20 protein-coding genes are annotated in these 24,108 nt (G+C 68.8%); 14 read left to right on the top strand and 6 right to left on the bottom strand.

Annotation, left to right across the window (positions count from 1 at the left end; genetic code table 11):
• Positions 1-273 precede the first annotated feature (273 nt).
• The 5 genes from DEJ01_RS05830 to DEJ01_RS05810 all read left to right on the top strand — a co-directional run bounded on the left by DEJ01_RS05830 (position 274) and on the right by DEJ01_RS05810 (position 6,301).
• A complete protein-coding gene (locus DEJ01_RS05830) occupies positions 274-1,899 on the top strand; it encodes an ABC transporter substrate-binding protein (RefSeq protein ID WP_111022606.1) in 1,626 nt (541 codons plus the stop codon).
• A gap of 224 nt (positions 1,900-2,123) precedes the next feature.
• Positions 2,124-3,053: an ABC transporter permease gene (locus DEJ01_RS05825; RefSeq protein WP_111022607.1), complete on the top strand. Its 930-nt coding sequence runs from the start codon at positions 2,124-2,126 to the stop codon at positions 3,051-3,053.
• Positions 3,043-3,993 (top strand): ABC transporter permease, encoded by a 951-nt coding sequence (locus DEJ01_RS05820; RefSeq protein ID WP_111022608.1) that lies wholly within the window; start codon positions 3,043-3,045, stop codon positions 3,991-3,993. Before DEJ01_RS05825 ends, DEJ01_RS05820 begins: the two co-directional genes overlap by 11 nt.
• Complete coding sequence (locus DEJ01_RS05815; RefSeq protein ID WP_111092454.1) at positions 3,990-5,732, top strand: ABC transporter ATP-binding protein; 1,743 nt, start codon at positions 3,990-3,992, stop codon at positions 5,730-5,732. Before DEJ01_RS05820 ends, DEJ01_RS05815 begins: the two co-directional genes overlap by 4 nt.
• Before the next feature lie 65 nt (positions 5,733-5,797).
• The gene (locus DEJ01_RS05810; protein ID WP_146247564.1) at positions 5,798-6,301 is read left to right on the top strand and encodes a PH domain-containing protein; all 504 of its coding nucleotides are present in this window, start codon (positions 5,798-5,800) and stop codon (positions 6,299-6,301) included.
• 104 nt (positions 6,302-6,405) lie between these two features.
• Here DEJ01_RS05810 and DEJ01_RS05805 read toward each other — a convergent pair whose 3' ends face one another.
• The 3 genes from DEJ01_RS05805 to DEJ01_RS05795 are packed head-to-tail and all read right to left on the bottom strand — an operon-like array spanning position 6,406 to position 10,465.
• A complete protein-coding gene (locus tag DEJ01_RS05805) occupies positions 6,406-8,550 on the bottom strand; it encodes a dipeptide ABC transporter ATP-binding protein (RefSeq protein ID WP_111092452.1) in 2,145 nt (714 codons plus the stop codon).
• Complete coding sequence (locus DEJ01_RS05800) at positions 8,543-9,481, bottom strand: ABC transporter permease (protein WP_071404170.1); 939 nt, start codon at positions 9,479-9,481, stop codon at positions 8,543-8,545. The genes DEJ01_RS05805 and DEJ01_RS05800 overlap by 8 nt, the downstream gene beginning before the upstream one ends.
• Before the next feature lie 3 nt (positions 9,482-9,484).
• Positions 9,485-10,465: an ABC transporter permease gene (locus tag DEJ01_RS05795; protein WP_110864437.1), complete on the bottom strand. Its 981-nt coding sequence runs from the start codon at positions 10,463-10,465 to the stop codon at positions 9,485-9,487.
• Between the two features lie 255 nt (positions 10,466-10,720).
• Here DEJ01_RS05795 and DEJ01_RS05790 point away from each other — a divergent pair, with 255 nt between their 5' ends.
• Together DEJ01_RS05790 and DEJ01_RS05785 are read left to right on the top strand one after the other, a co-directional pair.
• On the top strand, positions 10,721-12,439 hold the full coding sequence (locus tag DEJ01_RS05790; RefSeq protein ID WP_111092451.1) for an ABC transporter family substrate-binding protein: 1,719 nt from the start codon (positions 10,721-10,723) through the stop codon (positions 12,437-12,439).
• 195 nt (positions 12,440-12,634) lie between these two features.
• Positions 12,635-13,099: a hypothetical protein gene (locus tag DEJ01_RS05785; RefSeq protein WP_111022610.1), complete on the top strand. Its 465-nt coding sequence runs from the start codon at positions 12,635-12,637 to the stop codon at positions 13,097-13,099.
• Positions 13,100-13,213: 114 nt separating this feature from the next.
• On the opposite strand, the gene DEJ01_RS05780 is transcribed toward DEJ01_RS05785, so the two are convergent.
• The 3 genes from DEJ01_RS05780 to DEJ01_RS05770 all read right to left on the bottom strand — a co-directional run bounded on the left by DEJ01_RS05780 (position 13,214) and on the right by DEJ01_RS05770 (position 15,300).
• Entirely contained in the window at positions 13,214-13,765 is a 552-nt protein-coding gene (locus DEJ01_RS05780; RefSeq protein ID WP_111022611.1) for a PH domain-containing protein, read from the bottom strand.
• A 193-nt stretch (positions 13,766-13,958) separates the two neighbouring features.
• A complete protein-coding gene (locus tag DEJ01_RS05775) occupies positions 13,959-14,438 on the bottom strand; it encodes a peroxiredoxin (protein WP_111029557.1) in 480 nt (159 codons plus the stop codon).
• A gap of 112 nt (positions 14,439-14,550) precedes the next feature.
• A complete protein-coding gene (locus tag DEJ01_RS05770; protein WP_111092450.1) occupies positions 14,551-15,300 on the bottom strand; it encodes a CPBP family intramembrane glutamic endopeptidase in 750 nt (249 codons plus the stop codon).
• Positions 15,301-15,421: 121 nt separating this feature from the next.
• Here DEJ01_RS05770 and typA point away from each other — a divergent pair, with 121 nt between their 5' ends.
• The 7 genes from typA to DEJ01_RS05735 all read left to right on the top strand — a co-directional run bounded on the left by typA (position 15,422) and on the right by DEJ01_RS05735 (position 23,455).
• Positions 15,422-17,344 (top strand): translational GTPase TypA, encoded by a 1,923-nt coding sequence (typA, locus tag DEJ01_RS05765; RefSeq protein WP_027464562.1) that lies wholly within the window; start codon positions 15,422-15,424, stop codon positions 17,342-17,344.
• A gap of 100 nt (positions 17,345-17,444) precedes the next feature.
• On the top strand, positions 17,445-18,638 hold the full coding sequence (locus tag DEJ01_RS05760; RefSeq protein ID WP_027464563.1) for an amidohydrolase: 1,194 nt from the start codon (positions 17,445-17,447) through the stop codon (positions 18,636-18,638).
• 117 nt (positions 18,639-18,755) lie between these two features.
• Positions 18,756-19,304 (top strand): hypothetical protein, encoded by a 549-nt coding sequence (locus DEJ01_RS05755; protein ID WP_071404165.1) that lies wholly within the window; start codon positions 18,756-18,758, stop codon positions 19,302-19,304.
• Positions 19,305-19,323: 19 nt separating this feature from the next.
• Positions 19,324-20,508 (top strand): PIG-L family deacetylase, encoded by a 1,185-nt coding sequence (locus tag DEJ01_RS05750; RefSeq protein WP_111092449.1) that lies wholly within the window; start codon positions 19,324-19,326, stop codon positions 20,506-20,508.
• Positions 20,509-20,543: 35 nt separating this feature from the next.
• Entirely contained in the window at positions 20,544-20,861 is a 318-nt protein-coding gene (gene fdxA, locus DEJ01_RS05745) for a ferredoxin (RefSeq protein ID WP_017887060.1), read from the top strand.
• 12 nt (positions 20,862-20,873) lie between these two features.
• Entirely contained in the window at positions 20,874-21,992 is a 1,119-nt protein-coding gene (dapC, locus tag DEJ01_RS05740; RefSeq protein WP_111092448.1) for a succinyldiaminopimelate transaminase, read from the top strand.
• Between the two features lie 164 nt (positions 21,993-22,156).
• A complete protein-coding gene (locus tag DEJ01_RS05735) occupies positions 22,157-23,455 on the top strand; it encodes a citrate synthase (RefSeq protein WP_111092447.1) in 1,299 nt (432 codons plus the stop codon).
• Positions 23,456-24,108 lie beyond the last annotated feature (653 nt).

Below are 24,108 nucleotides of genomic sequence, written 5' to 3'. Positions count from 1 at the left end.
CCGTACCCCTGAGCGATGCTCGGCCGTCCCCCGACTTGCACAGAAGTGTGACGGAGTGCAATGGATTTCATGCGGATGCAACAAAAACGCACCCTTCACCGGCACGCGCGCGAATGTTGCATCTTGTCGCAAGGATCGTGCAAGTTGGTTACCGGCGTGTAACCGTTCGCCCCTGGGTTTGGACGCCGCTGTTCACCTTGCCTACGCTGCAAAGGTCAAACGCGCCCGGGTGACACCGCTGTGCCCTGCGCGTCCCATGCACCAGGAGGAACCTTGATCAAGAAGCGCGCCGGGCTTTCCGCCCTCGCCGTGCTCGGGGCCACAGCACTCGCCCTGACCGCCTGCTCCAGCAACAGCTCCGACGGGGGTGGCTCGGGCTCGGCGAACGCGTCCGGGATCGTCACCACGAACGGGAGTGAGCCGCAGAAGCCCCTCATCCCGTCGAACACCACCGAGACCGGTGGCGGCAAGGTCATCGACTCGCTGTTCGAGGGCCTCGTCTCGTACGACGCCGACGGCAAGCCCGTCAACGAGGTCGCGAAGAGCATCGACACCGATGACTCGAAGACCTTCGACATCAAACTGAACACGGGTTACACCTTCACGAACGGCGAGAAGGTCACCGCCGAGTCCTTCACGAAGGCGTGGAACTGGGCGGCCCAGTTCTCGAACAAGCAGAGCGCCTCGTACTTCTTCGAAAACATCGAGGGGTACAACGCCGAGAAGGACTCCGAGCTCACCGGCCTCAAGGTCGTGAACGACGACGAGTTCACCGTGAAGCTGAAGTCGGCACAGTCCGACTTCCCGCTCTCGCTCGGCTACTCGGCCTTCGTGCCGCTGCCGTCGGCGTTCTACGACGACACCAAGGCGTTCGGTGAGAACCCGATCGGCAACGGTCCGTACAAGCTCGACGGCAAGAAGGCCTGGACCCACAACCAGTCCATCAAGCTCGTCGCCAACAAGGACTACGAGGGCAAGCGCAAGCCGAAGAACGGTGGTCTGACGATCACGTTCTACACCTCGCAGGACACCGCCTACGCGGATGCTCAGGGCGGCAACCTCGATGTCCTCGACGCCGTGCCGGACGCCAACTTCCAGACGTACAAGTCCGACTTCCCGGACTCGAACGTCAACCAGCCCGCCGCGATCTTCCAGGGCATCTACCTGCCCTACTACCTGGACCACTGGAAGGGTGAAGAGGGCAAGCTCCGTCGCGAGGCCGTCTCGATGGCGATCAACCGCAAGGAGATCACCGACAAGATCTTCGATGGCACCCGCACCCCGGCCAAGGACTTCACCTCGCCGGTGATCGCCGGTTGGAACGACGACCTCGAGGGCTCTGACGTCCTGGAGTACGACAAGTCCGAGGCCAAGAAGCTCTGGGCCGAGGCCGACAAGATCTCGAAGTACGACGACACCCTCACCATCACGTACAACGCCGATGGTGGCCACCAGGCATGGGTGACCGCGGTCACGAACTCGATCTCGAGCACGCTCGGCATCAAGGCCGAAGGCAATGCGATCCCGACGTTCCAGGAGGCCCTCGACCTCCAGACGAACGACAAGCTCACGGGCGGCAGCCGCACCGGTTGGCAGGCCGACTACCCCTCGTTGTACAACTTCCTCGGCCCGACCATGGGCAAGGGCTCGTCGAGCAACTACGCGCGCTACGACTCGGCCGAGTACAACGAGCTGCTCGCGAAGGGCCGTTCGGCAGCCACTGTCGAAGAGGGCAACAAGATCTTCGACCAGGCTCAGGAACTCCTGTTCGAGGACCTGCCCGAGATCCCGCTCTGGTACTCCAACGTGACCGGTGTCTGGAACGCGGACAAGGTGTCGAACGTCAAGTTCGGCTGGAACTCGGTGCCGCTGTACTACGACGTCGAGGTCAAGAACTGACCCTGGTCTCGTAGAGACCATCACGCGAGCAGGTATCCTGCCTCGCGACCACAGGACGGGGGTTCGGGGGCCACATGGCCCCCGAACCCCCGTACCGCGGCGGTAAGACCTTCCCCCACACCGCGGGCGCCCTCCCGCACCGGACTTCCGTGCCGACCCTCGGACCGTCCACCCCTCACCACAATGAACCTGATCGACATCGCTCCGGACCGGGCAGTGATCTGATGCTCTGGTACCTCGGCAAGCGCCTCCTGCAACTCATCCCCGTGTTCTTCGGGGCCACGTTCCTCATCTACTTCATGGTCTTCTCGCTGCCCGGCGACCCGATCGCCGCGCTGTTCGGCGACCGCCAGCCGACACCGCAGGTGATCGAGCAGCTGCGACAGCAGTACAACCTCGACAAGCCGTTCATCGTGCAGTACCTGCTCTGGATCGGCGGCGTGTTCCGCGGCGACCTCGGCGTGACGTACTCGGGTCTGCCGGTCAGCTCGCAGCTCGCCTCGGCGTTCCCGATCACCGCCCGTCTGGCGATCCTGGCGCTGCTGTTCGAATCGGTCGCCGGCATCGTCGTCGGTGTCATCGCTGGTCTGCGCAAGGGCAAGCTGTTCGACGCCACCGCACTCGTCGTGTCGCTGCTGCTCATCTCGGTCCCGACCTTCGTCGTCGGGTTCCTGCTGCAGTACGTCTTCGGCATCAACCTCGGACTGTTCCGGGTGACGGTGTCCGGCGAAGCGCCGTGGGACGAACTCGTGTTGCCCGCGATCGTGCTCGCCTCGGTGTCGTTTGCGTACATCGTGCGTCTGACGCGCGCGAGCGTCGCCGAGAACATGAGTGCTGACTTCGTCCGCACCGCGACGGCCAAGGGCCTGCCCCGTCGTCGTGTCGTCGGCGTGCACATCTTCCGCAACTCACTCATCCCCGTGGTGACGTACCTGGGTGTCGACATCGGCAACCTGATGGTCGGCGCCGTGGTGACCGAGGGCATCTTCAACATCCACGGTGTGGGTGGCACGGTGTTCCAGGCCGTCAAGCTCGGCGAAGGACCGACCGTCGTGTCGTTCGTCGCCGTGATGGTCATCATCTTCATGCTCGCCAACCTCCTGGTCGACCTGCTCTACGCCGTCCTGGACCCGAGGATCCGCTATGCCAAGTAACGCCGCATCCCGCTCGGCGACGCACTACGTCGCTCCGATCGAGGAGACCCCGCTCCAAGCGGTCGACCAGGTCGACGAGAACGAGAAGACCCGGTCCACCTGGACCGATGCCTGGGACTCCATGCGTGTCCGCCCGATGTTCTGGGTGTCCGCCGTGCTCATCCTGCTCATCATCGTCGTGGCGTTGTTCCCTGGCCTCTTCACGCACATCGACCCGAGGAAGGCGATCCTCGCCAAGAGCAACGAAGGCTCGGAAGCAGGCCACATCTTCGGGTACAACCGCCAGGGCTACGACGTGTACTCACGTGTCATCTGGGGTGCACGGAACTCGCTGATCGTCGGCATCGTCGCCACGGTGCTGGTCACGATCGTCGGTGTCATCATCGGCGCTCTCGCCGGCTTCTACGGCGGATGGCTCGACACGATCGTGTCCCGCATTGCGGACATCTTCTTCTCCATCCCCACCGTGCTCGGCGCAATCGTGATCATGTCGGTCATCCCGGCGCGGAACGCGATCACAGTGGCGTTGGTCCTCGCCGCGTTCGCCTGGCCGCAGATCGCTCGCATCATGCGTGGTGCCGTGCTCAGCGCGAAGCAGTCCGACTATGTGATGGCCTCAGCCGCGCTCGGCGTGAGCCGCTTCAAGACGCTGGTCCGTCACGTGATCCCGAACTCCGTGGCCCCGGTCATCGTCGTGTCGACGGTGTCGCTCGGCACGTTCATCGTGGCTGAGGCGACCCTGTCGTTCCTCGGCATCGGGCTCCCGGACTCAGCGCTCAGCTGGGGCCTCGACATCGGAACCGCACAGGTCTCGATCCGAACGGCACCGTCGACGATCTTCTGGCCGTCGGCAGCCCTGTCCATCACCGTGCTCGCGTTCCTGCTCCTCGGTGACGTGGTGCGCGACGCGCTCGACCCGAAGGCGAGGGCCCGCCGATGAGCGAGACACTGACCCAGACGAACAGCAGCCGCACCGGTGGTTCCGGCGCCCCGCTGCTCGAGATCACCGACCTGCAGGTCGGCTTCAAGACCCAGAGCGGCCTCGTGCAGGCCGTCCGCGGTGTCAACCTCACCCTCGAGCAGGGCGAGCGGCTGGCCATCGTCGGCGAGTCCGGTTCGGGCAAGTCGACGAGCGCCCAGGCGATCATCAAGCTGCTCCCCGGCACCGGTGAGGTCACGGGCGGTTCGATCAAGTTCAACGGGCGCGAGCTCGTCGGGCTGAGCGACAGGGAGATGTCGGAGATCCGCGGGAAGGAGATCGGCTACGTCCCCCAGGACCCGATGTCGAACCTCAACCCGCTGTGGTCGATCGGCTTCCAGGTCGAGGAGGCGATCCGTGCGAACGGCATGGCGACCGGCAAGAAGGCCGTCCGTGACCGTGCTGTCGAGGTCCTGCAGGAGGCCGGCCTCGGCGACGCCTCGACCCGCCTGAAGCAGTACCCGCACGAGTTCTCCGGCGGCATGCGCCAGCGCGTGCTCATCGGCATCGGTCTGTCGAGCCGCCCGCAGCTGCTCATCGCCGACGAGCCGACGAGTGCGCTCGACGTCACCGTCCAGCGCGTCATCCTCGACCACCTCGAGAGCCTGACCCGCGACTTCGGCACCTCGGTGCTGTTCATCACGCACGACCTCGGCCTCGCCGCCGAGCGTGCCGAGAAGCTCGTCGTGATGTACAAGGGCCAGGTCGTCGAGGCCGGTCCCTCGAAGGAGATCCTGGCCAACCCGCAGCACCCGTACACGCAGCGGCTCGTCGCGGCGGCCCCGTCGCTGGCCAGCCGTCGCATCCAGTCGAAGGTGCAGCACGCGCGCGTCGACATCGCCGACGCCGGCAACGACGACGCCGAGCTGATCGCCCGGGCCCAGGAGCGCGAGCACCGTCCGGCCGAGGACCTCATCGTGGTGAAGAACCTCGAGAAGGTCTACAAGCTGCGCGGCAAGAGCCTCGCGACCCGCGAGCTCAAGGCCGTCGACGACGTGTCGTTCTCGATCCAGAAGGGCACCACCACGGCGCTCGTGGGCGAGTCCGGTTCGGGCAAGTCGACCGTCGCGAAGCTCGTCCTGCAGCTCGAGAGCATCACGAGCGGCACCGTGCAGTTCGACGGGATCGACATCGGCGCGCTGAAGGGCAAGGACCTCTTCGACTTCCGCCGCCGCGTGCAGCCGGTGTTCCAGGACCCGTACGGCTCCCTGGACCCGATGTACAACGTCGGGAACACGATCGCCGAGCCGCTCGCCACGCACAAGGTGGGCGACAAGGCCTCGCGTCGCGCCCGGGTGCTCGAGCTGCTCGACCAGGTCGCGCTGCCGAAGTCGATGGTGAACCGCTACCCGAACGAGCTGTCCGGTGGCCAGCGGCAGCGCATCGCCGTCGCTCGTGCGCTGGCGCTCAAGCCGGAGGTCATCGTCCTCGACGAGGCCGTCTCCGCGCTCGACGTGCTCGTGCAGGGGCAGATCCTCGACCTGCTCACCGAGCTGCAGACCGAGCTCGGCCTGACGTACCTGTTCATCACGCACGACCTCGCGGTCGTCCGCCTCGTCGCGGACAACGTGTGCGTCATGCGCCGTGGGCAGATCGTCGAGAAGGCGACGACCGACGAGGTCTTCGCCGCCCCGAAGGAGCAGTACACGAAGGACCTCCTGGCCGCCATCCCCGGCGCCGGGTTCGAGTTCGGACGCTGATCCACCTGGACACGAACGAGGCCGGACGCCCCGTCGTCCTCCGCGCTGGTCGCGGGGGCGCGGTGGTGTCCGGCCTCGTCGCCGTCCTGGGCCTGTTCCTGCTCGGCGATGCGGCGTTCCGGGGGAGCTGGGACGTCGTCCTCCGCGCCGCCGGCCCGATCGCCGTGCTCGTCTGGGCGCTCTGGGTCCTGACCTACCGCCCGTGCATCGTCATCGACGAGCGCGCGGTCACCGTGGTCAACCCGCTCCGCCGAACCGTGGTGTCGTGGCAGGCCGTCGCCGACGTCCGGCTCCGCTGGCAGATCGTGATCGAGACGGTCGCCGGCCGGAAGGTCCAGTGCTGGGGCGGGCCGTCGCTGCCGCGGCCGAAACCGGCCCGGCGCGGTGAGCGGGCCGTCCTGCGACAGCCCGACGAGATGACGGTGCTGCTCGACCGCTGGTCCGAGCACCGCGACGGCACCGGCGCCGGCGACCCCGTGCGCGGCTGGGACATGCCGGCCCTGGCGGTCGGCGCAGCGGCGCTGGCGCTGCTCGCCGCTTCGCTGCTCAGCCTGTGGCTGGGAGCCTGACGCGGCTCACGATCGCGACCACACGACGGACGGGAGGCCCGGTACCAGCTGGTACCGGGCCTCCCGTCCGTCTGCTGGTCACGTCCACGGCGTGACCGGCGTCGTCAGACGACCGCGCCGACCCGCTCGGTGAGCAGGTGCTCCTGGTCGGTCTGGATGCAGGCGACACCGCGGCCGTGCACGGGCTCGAGACCCGGGTCGATCGTGCGGCACTGCTCCTGGCGGCCCTCGTCGAGGAGCTGGTAGAGCGGGCATCGTGTGCGGAACCGGCACCCGTCGATGCGCTCCGTGGGGGAGGGCAGGTCGCCGTCGAGCAGGATGCGCCCGCGGGCGGCCTCGGCCATGGGGTCCGGCACGGGTACGGCCGACAGCAGGGCCCGGGTGTACGGGTGCTGCGGGTCCGAGAAGACCGCGTCGCCGTCGCCGTACTCGACGATGCGGCCGAGGTACATGACCGCGACGTCGTCGGCGATGTGCCGGACGACGGACAGGTCGTGCGCCACGAACAGGTAGGACAGCCCGAGGCGGTGCTTGAGGTCCTCGAGCAGGTTGATCACACCGGCCTGCACCGAGACGTCGAGCGCGGAGACCGGCTCGTCGAGCACCAGGATCTTCGGCTCGACGATGAGCGCTCGGGCGATGCCGATGCGCTGCCGCTGGCCGCCGGAGAACTCGTGCGGGTACCGGTCGATGTAGCTCGGCTCGAGCCCGACCAGCTCGAGGACCTCGCGCACCCGCCGGCGGATCTCGTCCTTCGCGACGCCGTGCACGGTGAGGGGCTCGCCGATCACCGAGCCGATGTCGAGGCGCGGGTCGATCGACGCCATCGGGTCCTGGAACACGACCTGGATGTCGCGTCGCAGTGCCAGACGGTCCTTCTTGGACAGCGAGGCGGTGTCGACGCCGTTCACCCGGATGGTGCCGTGCTGGGCCCCGGCGAGCTCGAGGATCTCCATGATGGTGGTCGTCTTGCCGCAGCCGGACTCGCCGACCAGACCGAGCACCTGGCCGCGCTTGAGCGTCAGGGAGATGCCGTCCACCGCGTGCACCTCGCCGATCTGCCGGCGGAAGAGCGCGCCCTTGGTGAGCGGGAACGTCTTGACGACGTCCTGCAGCTCGAGCACGACCTCGTCGCCGTGGTCGACCGCTGCCTCGGGGACGTCCTCGGGGCGGGGGAAGATCTCCGAGCGCTCCAGGGTGCCCGCGGCGATCTCGTCGCGACGGATGCACGCGGCGGTGTGGTCGTCGAGCAGGGTGCCGTTGCCGATCGTCTGGACGGCACCGGTCAGGACCGGGTTGTCGGCGCTCTGCGGCACCGTCGGTGCGACGAGGGCGGGTTCGCCGTCGCGGCACGCGTCGATGACGGCGGGGCAGCGGTCGGCGAACGGGCAGCCGGTCGGCTTCTGCGTGAGCAGGGGCGGGCGGCCGTCGAGCGGGACGAGCCGCTCGGTGCGGGCGGACGTCATGTTCGGCATCGAGCGGAGCAGCCCGATCGTGTACGGCATCACCGGTTCACGGAACAGGGGGAGCACCGGCGCCGTCTCGACGATCCGGCCGGCGTACATCACGGCGACGCGGTCGGCGTTGCCGGCGACGACGCCGAGGTCATGGGTGATGAGCACGACGGCCGCACCGGTCATGTCCTTCGCGGTCTGCAGCACGTCGAGGATCTGCGCCTGGATCGTCACGTCGAGCGCGGTGGTGGGCTCGTCCGCGATGATCAGCTTCGGGTCGTTCGCGATGGCGATGGCGATCATCGCGCGCTGGCGCATGCCGCCGGAGAACTCGTGCGGGAACGCGTCGAGTCGTCGCGCCGGGTTCGGGATGCCGACGATGCGCAGGAGTTCCTCGGCGCGGGTGCGTGCGGCGTGCTGGGTGAGGGATCGGTCGTGCAGGCGCAGGCCCTCGACGATCTGCTGGCCGATCGTGTACACCGGCGTCAATGCGGACAGCGGGTCCTGGAACACCATCGCGATGTCCCGGCCGCGCAGCGCCGACATCTCGCGATCGTTCCTGCCGACGAGCTCCTGCCCGTCGAACCGGATGCTGCCCTGCACCTGGGCGGACGACGGCAGCAGGCCCATCACGGCCATCGAGGACACCGACTTGCCGGAACCCGACTCGCCCACGATGCCGAGGAACTCACCGGGGGCCACCGAGTAGTCGACACCCCGGACCGCGTAGACGGGCTTGGTCTTCGGGTTGAACGTGACCGACAGGTCGGACACGGTGAGCAGCGGCTCAGTCACGGTTGGCTCCGGAGGTGGGGTCGATGGCGTCGCGCAGGGCGTCGCCGAGCAGGCTGGTCGAGAGCACGGTCGCGACGAGCGTCGCGGCGGGCAGGACGAACAGCCACGGGCGGGTGACGGCGGACTGGCTGCCGGCGGCGAGCAGGGTGCCGAGCGAGACGTCGGGGATCTGGATGCCGAAGCCGAAGAAGCTCAGCGAGCTCTCCGCCAGGATCGCGGCTCCGACGCCGAGCGTGGCGTCGATGATGAGCAGCGACGCGACGTTCGGCAGGATGTGCCGCCGGATGATCGTGAACGCCGGGACACCCATGAACCGGGCGGCCTTGACGTAGTCGCGTTCGCGGAGCGACATCGTCTGCCCGCGGATCACCCGGGCCATCACCATCCAGCTGAACACCGCGAGCCCGACGATGAGGGCCACCCACGTCAGGTTCTTGAACACCGGGCTCAGCAGTACGAGCGCGTAGAACGACGGGATCACGAGCAGCAGGTCGATGACCCACACGAGCAGCCGGTCGGTGAGGCCGCCGAAGTACCCGGCGATCGCGCCGACGATGCCGGCGATCAGGGTCGCTGCCGGTCCGGCGATCAGGCCGATGAGCAGCGACTTCTGCAGGCCGACCAGGGTCTGCGCGTAGATGTCCTGGCCGATGTCGTTCGTGCCGAACCAGTGCGCAGCGCTCGGCGGCATGCCGAACGCCAGCCCGTCGGAGTCGACGGCGTTCCAGTGGTACAGGTACGGGCCGAGGAACGCCCAGAGGATGATGAGGAGCAGGGCGCTGCCACCGATGCGTGCGCGCCAGGTGCCGAACACCTTGCGCCAGAGCGGGGTGCGGCCGCCCTTCACCTCGATGACGTGCGCCGGCGTCCCGGCGTTGCCGTCGCCGGGGTCACCGGCGGTGGTCGTGGTCGTGGGGTCGAGAACAGACACGGGTCACACCCTCACTCGCGGGTCGAGCGCGGCGTACAGCAGGTCCGCGAGGGTCCCTGCGATGAGCACGAGGATCGCCGTGAAGAGGATCGTGCCCGACGCCGCGTTGATGTCGTTGTTGCTGATGCTCTGGACGAAGTACTCGCCCATGCCGTGCCAGCTGAAGACCAGCTCGGTGATGCTCGCGCCGGTCAGGATGAGTCCGAACGAGTACGCGAAGAAGGTCGACATCGGGATGAGGGCGACCCGCACACCGTGGCGCATGATCGCCGAGCCGCGGGTGCGGCCCTTCGACCGTGCGGTCCGGATGAAGTCGTTCGACAGCACGTCGAGCATCGCCGAGCGCTGGTAGCGCGAGTAGGTGGCGACGGCGCCGATGGTCAGCGAGATCGTCGGTAACAACAGGTGCACGAGCCGGTCGCCGAGCACCGGGAAGAACCCGGTCACCCCCGGCGTGTACTCGCCGGTGAACCGGATCACCTGCGTCCCCACGCCCTGGTTGAGCGTGGTCGCGAGGATCATCAGCACGACCGCGATGACGAAGGTCGGGGTGGCGAGCACCGCGAACGACAGGTACGTCGACACCTGGTCGGAGGTGCGGTACTGCCGGACCGCGTTCCAGACGCCGAGGAGCACCCCGAGGATCGCGCCGAGCAGTGTGCCGATCACGAGCAGCCGCAGGCTCGTCCCGGAGCGGGCGATGATGTCGGCCGTCACCTCGGTGCCGCGGGTGCTCATGCCCAGCGAGCCGTGCGTCACCAGCCCGACCCACCAGTCCCAGGTGCGGACGAGGAGCGGGGTGTCCGGATCGGCGCCGAGCTTGCGGAGCGACGCCTGGATGGTGCCCGGCGGCACGGCCGGGTTGCGCCCCAGGAACCGGGCTGCCGGGTTGAGCGTCGTGCTGGCGAGGATGTACCCGAGCGTGGTCGCCACGATCGTCAGGACGATGTAGTTGACGATCCGCTTTGCGATGAAGGCGAGCATGTGGTTCGTGACCTCTGGGTGCGGCCGTCCGACCGGACGGCGTTGTCGGTGGCGACAGGCTAGCCGTTCGAGCGACTGGGTGGGACAACGGAAGTGACGCTATGCAACATTCGTTACGAGCGTGTTTCGATTCATCGCACAGACCCTTGTGCCGCCTTCGGATGTGGCTAGGGTTCTCAACCAACAGGCGCGACGGCGGGGGCCGCCGCGGTCCAGCGCGATCTGCGCGAACCACAACGAAAGGGAATCCTCGCCATGCGAAAGAGGATCAAGGGCATCGCCGTCCTGGCCACCGCTGCGGCAGCTGCCGTCGTGCTGGCAGGCTGCTCCGGCGGCGGAGAAGCGGGCGGCGACAACTCCGCGGTCGCCGAGTCGTCGCTGAAGTCGACCGGCTGGACCGTCGCGGACCGCGCCGACGTCAAGGACGGCGGGTCGATCACCCTGCCGATCGACACCGCTCCGGCGAACTGGCAGCTGCTCAACCTGGACTCGGGGACCGTCGACGACACGACGATCTCGCAGACCTACCTGCCGAGCTTCATCCAGTTCAAGGAGAACGGCGAGTGGGAGGCGAACAAGGACTACGCGACGTCCGTCGAGCTGACCAAGGACTCGCCCCAGACCGTCGAGATCAAGATCAACCCGAAGGCCGTGTGGTCGGACGGCACCCCGATCAGCGCGAAGGACGTCATCGCGAACTGGAAGGCGCTGAACGGCTCCGACAAGGCCTTCGCGCCGCTGTCCACCAACGTGTGGGAGGACGTGGACTCGGTCAAGCAGGGCTCCGACGAGCGTGACGTCATCATGACGTTCTCGAAGACCAACGCCGACTGGGCGAGCGTCTTGACCGCCATCTACCCGTACTGGGCCGTCGACACCCCGGACCACTTCAACAAGGCCTGGGCCAAGGCGCCGTACGCCGCCGACGGCAAGACCTACGTCTCCGGTGGTCCGTACATCCTGAAGTCCTTCGACACCAACGGTGGCGTCGTGACCTTCGAGAAGAACTCGAAGTGGTGGGGTGACCCGGGCAAGCTCGACACGATCGTCTTCAAGACGGTCTCGCGTGACGGCGTCGCCCAGGCGTACGGCAACAAGGAGCTCGACGCGTTCAACCTGAACGGCAGCGCCGACAACCTCAAGACGGCGAACTCGCGGTCCGACTCGAAGATCGAGCGCTCGCTCGGCACCACGCAGCGTCAGATCACGCTGAACGGCACCTCGGACGTCTTCAAGGACCAGGACGTGCGCCAGGCGTTCGCACAGGCCATCAACCGCAAGGTCGTGGCCCAGGCGATCCTGTCGCCGGTGAAGAGCCCGGGCGACGTGCTCAACAACCTCGTCTACCTGCCCGGACAGCAGGGCTACGAGGACGACGCGTCGAGCGTCTACGGCTACAGCACCGACAAGGCGAAGTCGAAGCTCGAGGACGCCGGCTGGAAGATCGGCTCGGACGGCTACGCGACCAAGGGCGGCAAGGAACTCGACGTCCGCTTCGTGATCCCGTCGGACAACCCGAACTCGGCGAACGTCGCGCAGCTCGTGCAGCAGCAGACCAAGCTCGCCGGCTTCAAGGTGACCATCGACACCGTGCCCACCGACGACTTCTTCACGAAGTACATCACCACGACGACCCGTGACTTCGACGCCACGTACTTCGCGTGGCAGGGCACCCCGTTCCCGATCTCGTCGCTGAAGTCGATCTACTACCCCGCCGACGCCGGCCAGAACTACACCGGCGTGACGGACGACTCGCTCGGTGCCGCGTGGGACAAGGCGAACGGCGAGCTCGACCCGGATGCCCGCATCAAGGACGCGCAGGCCATCGACAAGAAGATCGTCGCGGTCGCCGGCACCATCCCGCTGTTCGCCGAGCCGTACGCCTGGGGTGTGCGCAAGGACCTGGTGAACTACGGTCCGGCGCAGTTCCAGCAGTCCTCGGTCAAGTGGCAGGACGTCGGCTACACGAAGTAGTCGGCACCGCGTTCACGAACGACACCGTTCACGAACGACACCCTCGACGTCGCACGACGTCGGGGGTGTCGTTCCTTGCCGGGCCTGTCGGCTGCTCAACTGCCAGGACCTTCATTTGACGCGTGATGTTGTGTCCTGCAACCCTTGCCGAGGGCGGTAGGGGCTATCGCCCTTCGCGAGACAAGGGGCAAATTCATGCGAAAGAAGAAGATGATGATGGGCGTCGCAGCGATGACGCTCGCGTTCTTGGGGTTCACCGCTACGTCGGCGAGCGCTGCCGAGGTCGTCATCGTGCACATCGGCGGGAGCACGGTCGTCGGTGGGTCGAACACCTTCAAGGACGACAGCGGCAAGACCAACGTCTACCGGACCACTGCAACCTTCAGTGAGGTGAAGTCGACCAGCGCACGGTTGGTGAGCTTCCGTGTGTGCTTCAGCCGCACCGGTGGCGGGCAGGCGACGCTGTCGCCGTACACGCGGAACTCGACTGGGGCCAGCGGAACGTTCTGGGATTCGGGCGTCTACAAGGTGATCACTTCTGGCACTTGCTACACGTACAAGCCCAACAAGGTGTACAAGAAGGGATCCAACGGTGAGATCGTTCGGGTCGTGAACCGCATCACGCCGAACCGCGAGGAGACCGTCGGCTTCTACCGCTGAGCACAGCTGTGGCCGGAAAGTCCCAACGACACCCCCGACGTCGCACGACGTCGGGGGTGTCGTTCTGCGTCGGGGCGATGTCCGGGCGGCACGGCCGCGACGACTGCGCGACCGCTAGAACCGTGCCGCCGCCAGCGACGCCGCGACCCCGAGGACGACCATCGCCAGGATCGTCCAGCCGTGGGTGCGGTGCGTGATCGGCGCAGCCGTCACGGTCGACGGGGGCGGGCCGTCCTGCTCGGCCGGGGCGGGCACGTGGGCCAGCATCCGCGCGGCCGCAGCGTCGACGTCCAGGCGATCCGGGCCTCCCGGCTGGTCACCGGTGTGCGCGGCGAGACGCGCCGTCGGGCGGGTCGCGATCCAGACGCGGCGGACGCCCTCGCTGGTGACCACCTCGATGCCGTACTTCGTGCGCACCTCGCTGATGCGGGACCAGGTGTAGGTGCTGGTCCGCCGGACGTCCACGATGCGCAGGTGCTCCGGCGTCAGCTCGATCCGGGGACGCCACAGCGCTGCCCAGGCGACGAACGCGACGGCGATGCTCGGGATCGGCACGAGCCAGGGGGCGCCGCCGCCGAGCAGCGCCAGTGGGACGAGCACGACGGCCACGACCCAGAGGACGACGGCGAGGGCGCGCAGGCCGGGGGCGACGATGGTGGTGGGCACCGGACGAGGGTACGAGATGCCTCCCCGAAGACGCCCGGGGAGCGGGTGTGACACACCGGCGCGTATCTCCGGACGACCCGATTCCCCGGGGAGGCAGATCCTGGACGGACCCTCGTGCCGTCAATGGTCGTCGCCCCCAGTTGGGGTGTCAATACCCCATCGCGACGCATTCAGGGGAATCCCACGCCGAGGACTACGAAACGAGCAGTTCGATCTGTTCGCGGATCGTCTCGGCCTTCGGGAACCGCAGGCCGACCAGACCGATGTGCCGCCACCGGACCACGCCGTCGGGGCCGATCACGAAGACCGACCGACGCAGGCCGATGCCCGGGGCCTGCACCCCGTAGGCGCGGATCACCGAGCCCGCGGTGTCGCTGAGCAGCGGGAACGCGAGCGAGGACCCGCGGGCGAACCCCTCGTGCGAGTCGAGTGCCTGCGGGCTGATGCCCCACACCGTCGCGCCGAGGTCGGTGAACTCGTCGAGTTCGGCCTGGTAGCTGCAGAGCTGGGCCGTGCAGACCGCGGTCGCGTCGCCCGGGTAGAAGGCCAGCACGACGGTCCGACCGATCTCGGCGGACAGGTCGTACTCGTCGTCGGAGCGGACGCCGCCGCGCACGACCATCCCCGGCAGGGTGAACGACGGGGCGGACTCGCCGATCGCGGGGATGCTCATGGGTCTCACGGTAGGGCGGCCCGGCGGGGGTTGCCCCTCGGCGCGCTGAGCGGGGGCTGTGGATGCGCCCGCGACGCGCTGAGCGGCCAGCGGAGCGTCGACGCGCCGCCGCCTACGAGAACAACTGCGGGAACGCGTGCGCTACCCAGGGGTACCCGACGAAGACCACCGCGTCGAGCAGGGCGTGCGTGATGACGAGCGGCAGGAGCCGGCCCCACCTCGTGTAGATCCAGCCGAACACGATGCCCATCACCGCGTTGCCGATGAACGCCCCGAACCCCTGGTACAGGTGGTAGCTGCCGCGCAGCAGGGCGGTCGACAGGATCATCTGCCAGCGACCCCAGCCCAGGTCGCCGAGTCGGGCGTAGAGGTACCCGATCACGATCACCTCTTCCTGCAGGCCCGAGCGGATCGCGGACAGCAGCAGGACCGGGACCGTCCACCAGTACGAGTTCAGCGCGGCGGGGTCGACCGCGACCGTGATGCCGAGCGCCCGCCCCGCGAAGTACAGCGCGAGCCCCGGGATCCCGATGCACAGGGCGATGAGTGCCGGGCCGCCCAGGTCCGGCTTCGCCCGGAACCGGTCGATCCCGAGCCGGCTGAGGTGCGGTCGCGACGTGCTCCACAGGAGGTAGCAGACGAGCGCGACCGGGGCCAGGTCCACCGCGATGCCGAGGAGCTGCCGGGCGAGGTCGACGTACTGCACCGTCGTCGACGAGGTGTTCAGCGCCGTCGACTGCTCGCCGAGCGGGGTCGTCTGGGACAGGTCGTCGATGATCTGCAGGATCGAGTAGAGGGCGCTGGCGCCGAGCGAGAGCAGCAGGACGATGGTGATCTCGACCCACGTTCGCCGACGGCTCATGCGCTGTACTCCTGTCGCTTGCGAACTACCGGTAGACTGGCGTGTCGGGCGTTCTGCCCACGGGTGCGGTGCTGTGAAAACACTGGCCCGACACTCTCCCAGAAATTGAAGGATGTCCTGTATGGCGCTCGCCACCCGGTCCGACCTGCGCAACGTCGCCATCGTGGCACACGTCGACCACGGCAAGACCACCCTCGTCGACGCGATGCTCACGCAGACCAACTCGTTCGACGCCCACTTCGAGGGCGAAGACCGCATGATGGACTCGAACGACCTCGAGCGCGAGAAGGGCATCACGATCCTCGCGAAGAACACGTCGGTGCTCTACAACGGCAAGCACGCGACCGAGTTCGGCGCGGACGGCCCCATCACCATCAACGTGATCGACACGCCCGGTCACGCCGACTTCGGTGGTGAGGTCGAGCGCGGCCTCTCCATGGTCGACGGTGTCGTGCTGCTCGTCGACGCCTCCGAAGGTCCCCTGCCCCAGACCCGCTTCGTGCTGCGCAAGGCGCTCGCCGCGAAGCTCCCGGTGATCCTGCTCGTCAACAAGACGGACCGGCCCGACTCCCGCATCGACGAGGTCGTCTCCGAGTCCCAGGACCTGCTCCTCGGCCTCGCCTCCGACCTGTCGGACGAGGTCGACGACCTCGACCTCGACGCGATCCTCGACGTCCCTGTGGTCTACGCCTCGGGTCGCAACGGCGCCGCGTCGCGCAACAAGCCGAACGACGGCGAGCTGCCCGACAACGACGACCTCGAGCCGCTGTTCGAAGCGATCCTCCAGCACGTCCCGGCCCCGAAGTACGACGACGAGCACCCGCTGCAGGCGCACGTCACGAACCTCGACGCCTCCCCGTTCCTCGGTCGCCTCGCGCTCCTGCGCATCTTCCACGGCACCATGAAGAAGGGCCAGACGGTCGCGTGGGTCAAGCACGACGGCACCGTCGTCAACGCCCGCATCACCGAGCTCCTCATCACGAAGGCGCTCGACCGCTACCCGGCCGAGTCGGCGGGCCCCGGTGACATCGTCGCCGTCGCCGGCTTCGACACGATCACCATCGGCGAGACCCTGACCGACCCCGAGGACGTCCGCCCGCTGCCGACCATCACGGTCGACGACCCGGCGATCTCGATGACGATCGGCACGAACACCAGCCCGCTCGTCGGCAAGGTCAAGGGCCACAAGCTGACTGCCCGCATGGTCAAGGAGCGCCTCGACCGCGAGCTCGTCGGCAACGTCTCGCTCAAGGTCCTCGACATCGGCCGCCCCGACGCGTGGGAGGTCCAGGGCCGTGGTGAGCTCGCACTCGCCATCCTGGTCGAGCAGATGCGTCGCGAGGGCTTCGAGCTCACCGTCGGCAAGCCGCAGGTGGTCACGAAGCGTGACGAGAACGGCAAGCTGCAGGAGCCGTACGAGCACATGACGATCGACACGCCGGAGGAGTACCTCGGCGCGATCACGCAGCTCATGGCCGCTCGCAAGGGCCGCATGGAGAACATGACGAACCACGGCACCGGCTGGGTGCGCATGGAGTTCATCGTCCCGTCGCGCGGCCTGATCGGCTTCCGCACGTCGTTCCTCACGGAGACCCGCGGCACCGGCATCGCCAACGCGATCTTCCACGGCTACGACGAGTGGGCCGGCGCGATCCAGACCCGCATCAACGGCTCGATCGTCTCCGACCGCTCCGGTGTGGTGACGCCGTTCGCCATCACGAACCTCCAGGAGCGGATGTCGTTCTTCGTCAACCCGACCGAAGAGGTCTACGAGGGCATGGTCATCGGCGAGAACTCGCGCGCCGACGACATGGACGTGAACATCACCAAGGAGAAGAAGCTCACCAACATGCGGTCGGCCAACGCCGACACGTTCGAGTCGATGACGCCGTCGCGTCAGCTCTCGTTGGAGGAGTGCCTCGAGTTCGCCCGTGAGGACGAGTGCGTCGAGGTCACCCCCGCCGCCGTGCGCATCCGCAAGGTCGAGCTGGACGCGTCGGCTCGCCAGCGCTCCTACGCGCGTCTCAAGCGCCAGGACGCGTAAGCACCAGCACGAGCAACACGCGCGGAGGCCCGTCCTCCGTCCGACGGCCCGGTCACCTGCAACAGGTGGCCGGGCCGTTCGCGGTTGTACCGTGGTCAGCGTGACTCTCGACCTGCTCTCGATCTACCAGGACCTGCACGCCCACCCGGAGCTCGGCTTCCAGGAGCACCGCACCGCCGGTGTCATCACTGCGAAGCTCGCCGAGATCGGTGGGATCGAGGTGACGACGGGCGTCGGCGGCACCGGCGTCGTCGGTGTCGTGTCGAACGGCGAGGGACCCGTGGTCTGGCTCCGCGCCGACATGGACGGCCTGCCCGTGCAGGAACGCACCGGCCTGTCCTACGCCAGCGAGCACGTCGGCACCGACGACGAGGGCCGCGAGGTCCCCACCATGCACGCCTGCGGCCACGACATCCACGTCACGTGGCTGCTCGGCACACTGGAGCGCCTGGTCGCCACCACGGGGGACTGGCGCGGCACGGTCGTCGCCGTCTTCCAGCCCGCTGAAGAGGTCATCTCCGGCGCCCGCGCGATGGTCGAGGACGGCCTGGTCGAGCGGTTCCCGAAGCCGGACGTCGTGCTCGGGCAGCACTCCGCACCCGCACCGGTCGGCATCGTCGCGGTGGGCACCGGCCCCGTGATGGCGTCGAGCGACCGGCTGACGGTGACCTTCAACGGTCGTGGGGCGCACGGTTCGGCACCGCAGGCCTCGCTCGACCCGGTCGTCACCGCGGCCTCGGCCGTCGTGCGGCTGCAGACCGTCGTCGCCCGCGAGGTCTCGCCGAGCGACGCGGGGGTCGTCACCGTCGGCAGCTTCCACGCCGGCACGCGGGCGAACATCATCCCCGACGAGGCCGTCATCGAGATCTCGACACGGGCCCGCAACGAGGAGACCCGCCAGCGCATCATCGCCTCGATCGAGCGCATCGTCCGGGCCGAGAGCACGGCCGGTGGCCTGTCCGAGCCGACGATCGTGCGCGCACCGGGCGCCGAGGTCACCGTGAACGACGCCGAGGCCGCCGCCACCGTGCTCGAGGCCATCCGCGCCGAGGTGCCGGGAGCCCGCGACCTGGAGATCGGGCTCGCCATGGCGTCGGAGGACGTCGGCCAGCTCGCCACCGCCGCCGGAGCGCCGCTCGTGTACTGGTTCACGGGCATCACCGACCCGGAGCGCTTCCGCCGCGGCGAGGAGATCCCGAGCAACCACTCGCCGTTCTACGCGCCGCAGGCCGAGACCGCGATCCCGGTCGGTGTCGATGCCCTGGTCGCGGCGACGCGCGCCTACGTCGCCTGACACGTTCTTCGGGAAGGAGGCCCGGGGCGGCCCCGCCGCGCACGTGACCGCCCCGGGGACGGCACGTTCACAGCCAACTCGCGCCGGGCCTCCCGGCTCGTCCGTTACGGTCGCGCCATGCGTTCCCTCCGTACCCCGCTGATCGCCGCCGTCGCTGCCGGCATCGCCCTGGCCGGACTCACCGGCTGCTCGACCCAGGCCGTGCAGCAGGCCACCGACCTCGGGTCCTCCGTCGCGTCGAACGTCGCCGACGGGGTCGCGGGCATCGACGGCAAGGCGATCCAGGACGGCATGTCCTCGGTCGCCGGTGGCATCGACGGCGCGCTCGACACGGCGCTCAAGGGTGCCGATGTGACCTCCGACGGAAAGGTGCCGGACGGGTTCCCGTCGGCCGACGTCCCGCTCGTCGACGGCACCGTGCTCGGTGGGGGAGCCGGACCGAACGGCTCGGGGTGGGTCGCGCAGGTCCGGGCGGCCTCCGTCGACGACTTCCAGGCCGCCGTGCAGCAGCTCACCGACGCCGGGTACACCGAGTCGGCCAAGCGTGCGGACTCGTCGAGCGCGTTCGGCATGTTCCGGAGCGACGCCTACCGCGTCGTCCTGACCTTCTCGGAGACCAAGGACAGCGGCGGCGTCACGGCGACCTACATCGTCACGCCCCGCTAGTCCCGTACCCTTGGGGACGATGTCGAAGGCCCCCGCCACGCGCCCCGAGCGCGTCCTGATCGTGCACGCCCACCCCGACGACGAGACGCTCTCGTCGGGCGGGACCATCGCGACCCTGCTCGAGCGCGGCGCCGAGGTGACCGTGCTCACCGCGACCCGGGGCGAGCGCGGTGAGATGCTCACGGAGCAGTTGGCCCCGCTGGCCGGGGACCCCGCTCGGGTGGCACGGCACCGGGAGACCGAGATCGCTGCGGCCCTCGCCGCCCTTGGCGGTCCGCAGCACCTGTGGCTCGGCGGGCGCGGTGCCCGGCCGACCGACCTGCCGGAGCGCCGCTACGTCGACTCCGGCATGCAGTGGGGCCCGGACGGGCGGGCCACCGCCGCGGACGACGCCCCGGCCGACTCGCTGACGGCGGAAGACCTGGGCGAGGTCGTCGACGACGTCCGCGCCGCGATCCGCTCCACCGGTGCCGACGCCGTGATCAGCTACGCCGACGACGGCGGCTACGGGCACCCCGACCACGTACGGATGCACCACGCGGCGCAGTACGCGGCCCGTGCCGAAGAAGTCCCGTTCTCGATGATCGTCGACCCCGCCAGCGGTCAGGCCGACGTCACGGTCGACGTCCTGCCGGTCCGGGCCAAGGTGCGGGCGGCCGTCGAGCAGTACCGCTCCCAGGTCGCCGTCGACCCCGTGGACCCCGCCGACCCGAGCGCTCTGTCGTGGGTGATGCCGCACGGCGTCCGGCAGCACGCCCCGGCGGTCGAGGCGTTCCGGCACGACGCGGCCCCGCAGACGGCGGCCCCGCAGACCTACGCCGAGATGTCCGGCCAGGGCAAGGCCGCGGCGGTCGTCGTCTCGCTGCTGTTCGGGCTGCTCGCGGGCGGGCTCGGGACGGTCACGCACCAGCAGACGCTCGGCGCGTTCCCGGTCGGACTCGTCGTCACCACCCTCATCGTGCTCGGCCTGACCGTGGGCGTGCGGCTCGTCTACCGCTCGCGGGCGATGGTCGCCGCGATCGGCATCGGGATCCTCGTCGCGACGCAGGTGCTCGTGTCGGTCGGCGGGGAGAGCTCGCCGCTCGTCCTCGCCAACGCGGCCGGGTACGTCTGGACCTTCGCCCCCGCGGTCATCGCCGCCCTGGTCCTCGCGTGGCCGGACCTGTCGGGGCTGCGGTCCCGGACGGCCCCGGGCCGCGAGTAGACTCGAACCCGCTCGTCGAAGGGAGCACCCGAACCGTGACCTACGTGATCGCCCAGCCCTGTGTCGACGTCAAGGACCGTGCCTGCATCGACGAATGCCCGGTCGACTGCATCTACGAGGGTGACCGCTCGCTCTACATCCACCCCGACGAGTGCGTCGACTGCGGTGCGTGTGAGCCGGTCTGCCCCGTCGAGGCCATCTACTACGAGGACGACCTGCCCGACCAGTGGGCCGACTACTACAAGGCCAACGTCGAGTTCTTCGACGAGGTCGGGTCGCCCGGCGGCGCTGCGAAGGTCGGCGTGATCCACAAGGACCACCCCGTCGTCGCGGCCGAGCCCGTCCGCGGCTGACCGGACCCCCTCGTGGCGCTCGACCTCCCCGACTTCCCCTGGGACCAGCTCGTCCCGTTCAAGCAGCGCGCCGCGGCGTACGAGGGCGGCATCGTCGACCTCAGCGTCGGATCGCCCGTCGACCCCACGCCCGAGGTCGTCCGCACCGCCCTGGCCACCGCGACCGATGCGCACGCCTACCCGCAGGTCGCTGGCACCCCGGCGCTGCGGCAGGCCATCGCGGACTGGTACGGCCGTCGGCACGGCGTCGCCCTGACCGAGGCGAACGCGCTGCCGACGATCGGCTCGAAGGAGTTCATCGCGGGCCTCGCGCTCTGGCTCGGCATCGGCCCCGGTGACACGGTGGTGTTCCCGGCCGCCGCGTACCCGACGTACGAGCTCGGCGCCGCACTGGTCCGCGCCGAGGCCCTCGCGTCGGACGACCCGGCGGAGTGGCCGTCCAGCACGAAGCTCGTGTGGCTGAACTCCCCGGGCAACCCCGACGGCCGCGTGCTGACGATCGACGAGCTCCGCGCCGCCGTGGTGCGCGCCCGCGAGCTCGGAGCCGTCATCGTCGGCGACGAGTGCTACGCCGAGCTCGGGTGGGACCCGGAGTACGCCACCACCCCGACGCCCACGATCCTGGACCCCCGTGTGGTCGGTGACTCGCTCGACGGCGTGCTCAGCGTGTACTCGCTGTCGAAGCAGTCGAACCTCGCCGGCTACCGTGCGGCCTTCGTCGCCGGTGACGCCGCGATCCTGGCCGACGTCCTGGCCGTCCGGAAGCACGCGGGGCTCATGCCGCCGCTGCCCGTGCAGCAGGCCATGGTCGTCGCGCTCCAGGACGAGACCCACGTGCAGCAGCAGAAGGGCCGCTACCGAGCGCGACGGAACATGCTCCGGCGAGCACTCGAGGATGCCGGGTTCCGAATCGACCACAGCGAGGCAGGGCTCTACCTCTGGGCCACCCGCGGCGAACCCGCACTCGACACCGTGGCCTGGCTCGCCGACCGCGGGATCCTCGTCGCACCGGGCACGTTCTACGGCGCAGCAGGGGGAGAGCACGTCCGCGTGGCCCTGACGGCGACCGACGAACGCATCGCCGCAGCGTCGCAGCGACTGGCGAGCAGCCGTCGCCTCGGCACCGCGTAGCACGGACACGAGTCGTTCCGGTGGTGCCCGCAATCCCTGGGAACCACCAAATCGTCACCTGGGATGTGTGCACGACCGACAGGTGCCGCGATTAGGCTGTCCTCGTGACTGACACTGCCAATGACGCTCAGAAGACGGCCACACCGCCCACCACGCCCGTCCCCGTGAGTCCCGCCGCCGAACAGCAGGGCGCGACCGCGACGCTGACGTTCCCGGGTGGCACGGCGGAGTTCCCGATCCTGCAGAGCGTCGACGGCGCGTCCGCGATCGACATCTCGACCTTCAAGAAGCAGACCGGGATGAACACGCTCGACTACGGGTTCGTGAACACCGGTGCGACGAAGAGCGCGATCACCTACATCGACGGCGACCAGGGCATCCTGCGCTACCGCGGGTACCCGATCGACCAGATCGCCGGCAACTGCACCTTCCTCGAGGTCGCTTGGCTCCTGATCTACGGCGAGATGCCGACCCCCACCGAGCTCGAGCAGTTCGACGCCCGCATCCGTCGGCACACCCTGCTGCACGAGGACCTCCGCCGCCTGTTCGACGCCCTGCCGCACTCGGCGCACCCGATGTCCGTGCTCTCGAGCGCCGTGAGCGCCCTGTCCACGTACTACGAGGACGACATGGACGTGGACGACCCCGAGAAGGTCGAGCTGCAGACCGTCCGGCTCCTCGCGAAGCTCCCGGTGATCGCGGCCTACGCCCACAAGAAGGCCATCGGGCAGGCGTTCCTGTACCCGGACAACTCGCTGTCGTTCGTCGACAACTTCCTGCGGCTGAACTTCGGCACCATGGCCGAGACCTACAAGCCGAACCCGGTGCTCTCGAAGGCGCTCGAGCGGCTCCTCATCCTGCACGAGGACCACGAGCAGAACGCCTCGACCTCGACGGTGCGCATGGTCGGCTCGACGAAGGCGAACATGTTCGCCTCGATCTCGGCCGGCATCAACGCCCTGTACGGCCCGCTGCACGGCGGTGCGAACGAGGCTGTCCTCGAGATGCTCCAGCAGATCAAGGACTCGGGCGAGCCCGTGACGCGCTTCGTGGAGCGGGTGAAGAACAAGGAGCAGGGCGTCAAGCTCATGGGCTTCGGGCACCGCGTCTACAAGAACTACGACCCGCGCGCGAAGCTCGTCAAGGAGTCCGCGCACGAGGTCCTCGAGTCCCTCGGCGTGCAGGACGACCTGCTCGACATCGCGATGGAACTCGAGCAGATCGCACTCGAGGACGAGTACTTCGTCAGCCGCAAGCTCTACCCGAACGTCGACTTCTACACCGGCATCATCTACAAGGCGATGGGCTTCCCGCCGCGGATGTTCACCGTCCTGTTCGCCATCGGTCGCCTGCCGGGCTGGATCGCCCAGTGGCGCGAGCTGAACAACGACCCGCTCAACAAGATCGGTCGCCCCCAGCAGCTCTACGTGGGCGCGCCCGAGCGCGACGTCCCCGAGCGCTGATCGACTCCGAGCGCCCCGCCCCACGGTTCCGTGGCGCGGGGCGCTCGTGCGTGTGCGCCGCGTGGCGCCGTCCGGCGGGACGTGCCGCTCACCTCCGTCGAGTGGTCGCGAACGGTCGTCCGGCGGGTGTCGAAACGACGGTTCGTGCGCCCTCGGCGCCCGCGGACGGTGTGTTGTGACCACTCGCGGGGCTCTGGACACGACCGCCTGGAGGCCCGGTGGCGGTCTCGTGGACCGGCACCGGGCCTCCCGTGCGGGCGTGTCGGGCGCGGGGCGGCGGGGCGCGCCGCTCACCTCCCGTCGAGTGGTCGCGAACGGTCGTCCGGCGGGTGCCGGAGCGACAGTTCGTGCGCCCTCGGCGCCCGCGGACGGTGTGTTGTGACCACTCGCGGGGCTCTGGACGCGACGGCCTGGAGGCCCGGTGGCGGTCTCGTGGACCGGCACCGGGCCTCCCGTGCGGGCGTGTCGGGCGCGGGGCGGCGGGGCGCGCCGCTCACCATTGCCGAGTGGTCGAGAACTGTCGTCCGGCGGGTGTCGAAACGACGGTTCGTGCGCCCTCGGCGTACGCGGACGGTGTGTTGTGACCACTCGCGGGGCGGGTTGCGGCTCTGGACGCGACCGCCTGGAGGCCCGGTGCCGGTCTCGTGGACCGG

It is taken from the genome of Curtobacterium sp. MCLR17_040 (assembly GCF_003234735.1).
Classification (GTDB): domain Bacteria; phylum Actinomycetota; class Actinomycetes; order Actinomycetales; family Microbacteriaceae; genus Curtobacterium; species Curtobacterium flaccumfaciens.
The sequence above is the reverse complement of the archived record's forward strand: the minus strand, read 5'-3'. Positions and strand labels throughout refer to the sequence as shown.

Excerpts from the sequence above, each read along its gene's own strand:
- DEJ01_RS05825 (WP_111022607.1), top strand. The coding sequence starts at position 2,124 with ATGCTCTGGTACCTCGGCAAGCGCCTCCTGCAACTCATCCCCGTGTTC.
- DEJ01_RS05820 (WP_111022608.1), top strand. The coding sequence starts at position 3,043 with ATGCCAAGTAACGCCGCATCCCGCTCGGCGACGCACTACGTCGCTCCG.
- DEJ01_RS05815 (WP_111092454.1), top strand. The coding sequence starts at position 3,990 with ATGAGCGAGACACTGACCCAGACGAACAGCAGCCGCACCGGTGGTTCC.
- DEJ01_RS05795 (WP_110864437.1), bottom strand. The coding sequence starts at position 10,465 with ATGCTCGCCTTCATCGCAAAGCGGATCGTCAACTACATCGTCCTGACG.
- DEJ01_RS05790 (WP_111092451.1), top strand. The coding sequence starts at position 10,721 with ATGCGAAAGAGGATCAAGGGCATCGCCGTCCTGGCCACCGCTGCGGCA.
- DEJ01_RS05785 (WP_111022610.1), top strand. The coding sequence starts at position 12,635 with ATGCGAAAGAAGAAGATGATGATGGGCGTCGCAGCGATGACGCTCGCG.
- DEJ01_RS05775 (WP_111029557.1), bottom strand. The coding sequence starts at position 14,438 with ATGAGCATCCCCGCGATCGGCGAGTCCGCCCCGTCGTTCACCCTGCCG.
- DEJ01_RS05770 (WP_111092450.1), bottom strand. The coding sequence starts at position 15,300 with ATGAGCCGTCGGCGAACGTGGGTCGAGATCACCATCGTCCTGCTGCTC.
- typA (WP_027464562.1), top strand. The coding sequence starts at position 15,422 with ATGGCGCTCGCCACCCGGTCCGACCTGCGCAACGTCGCCATCGTGGCA.
- DEJ01_RS05755 (WP_071404165.1), top strand. The coding sequence starts at position 18,756 with ATGCGTTCCCTCCGTACCCCGCTGATCGCCGCCGTCGCTGCCGGCATC.
- DEJ01_RS05750 (WP_111092449.1), top strand. The coding sequence starts at position 19,324 with ATGTCGAAGGCCCCCGCCACGCGCCCCGAGCGCGTCCTGATCGTGCAC.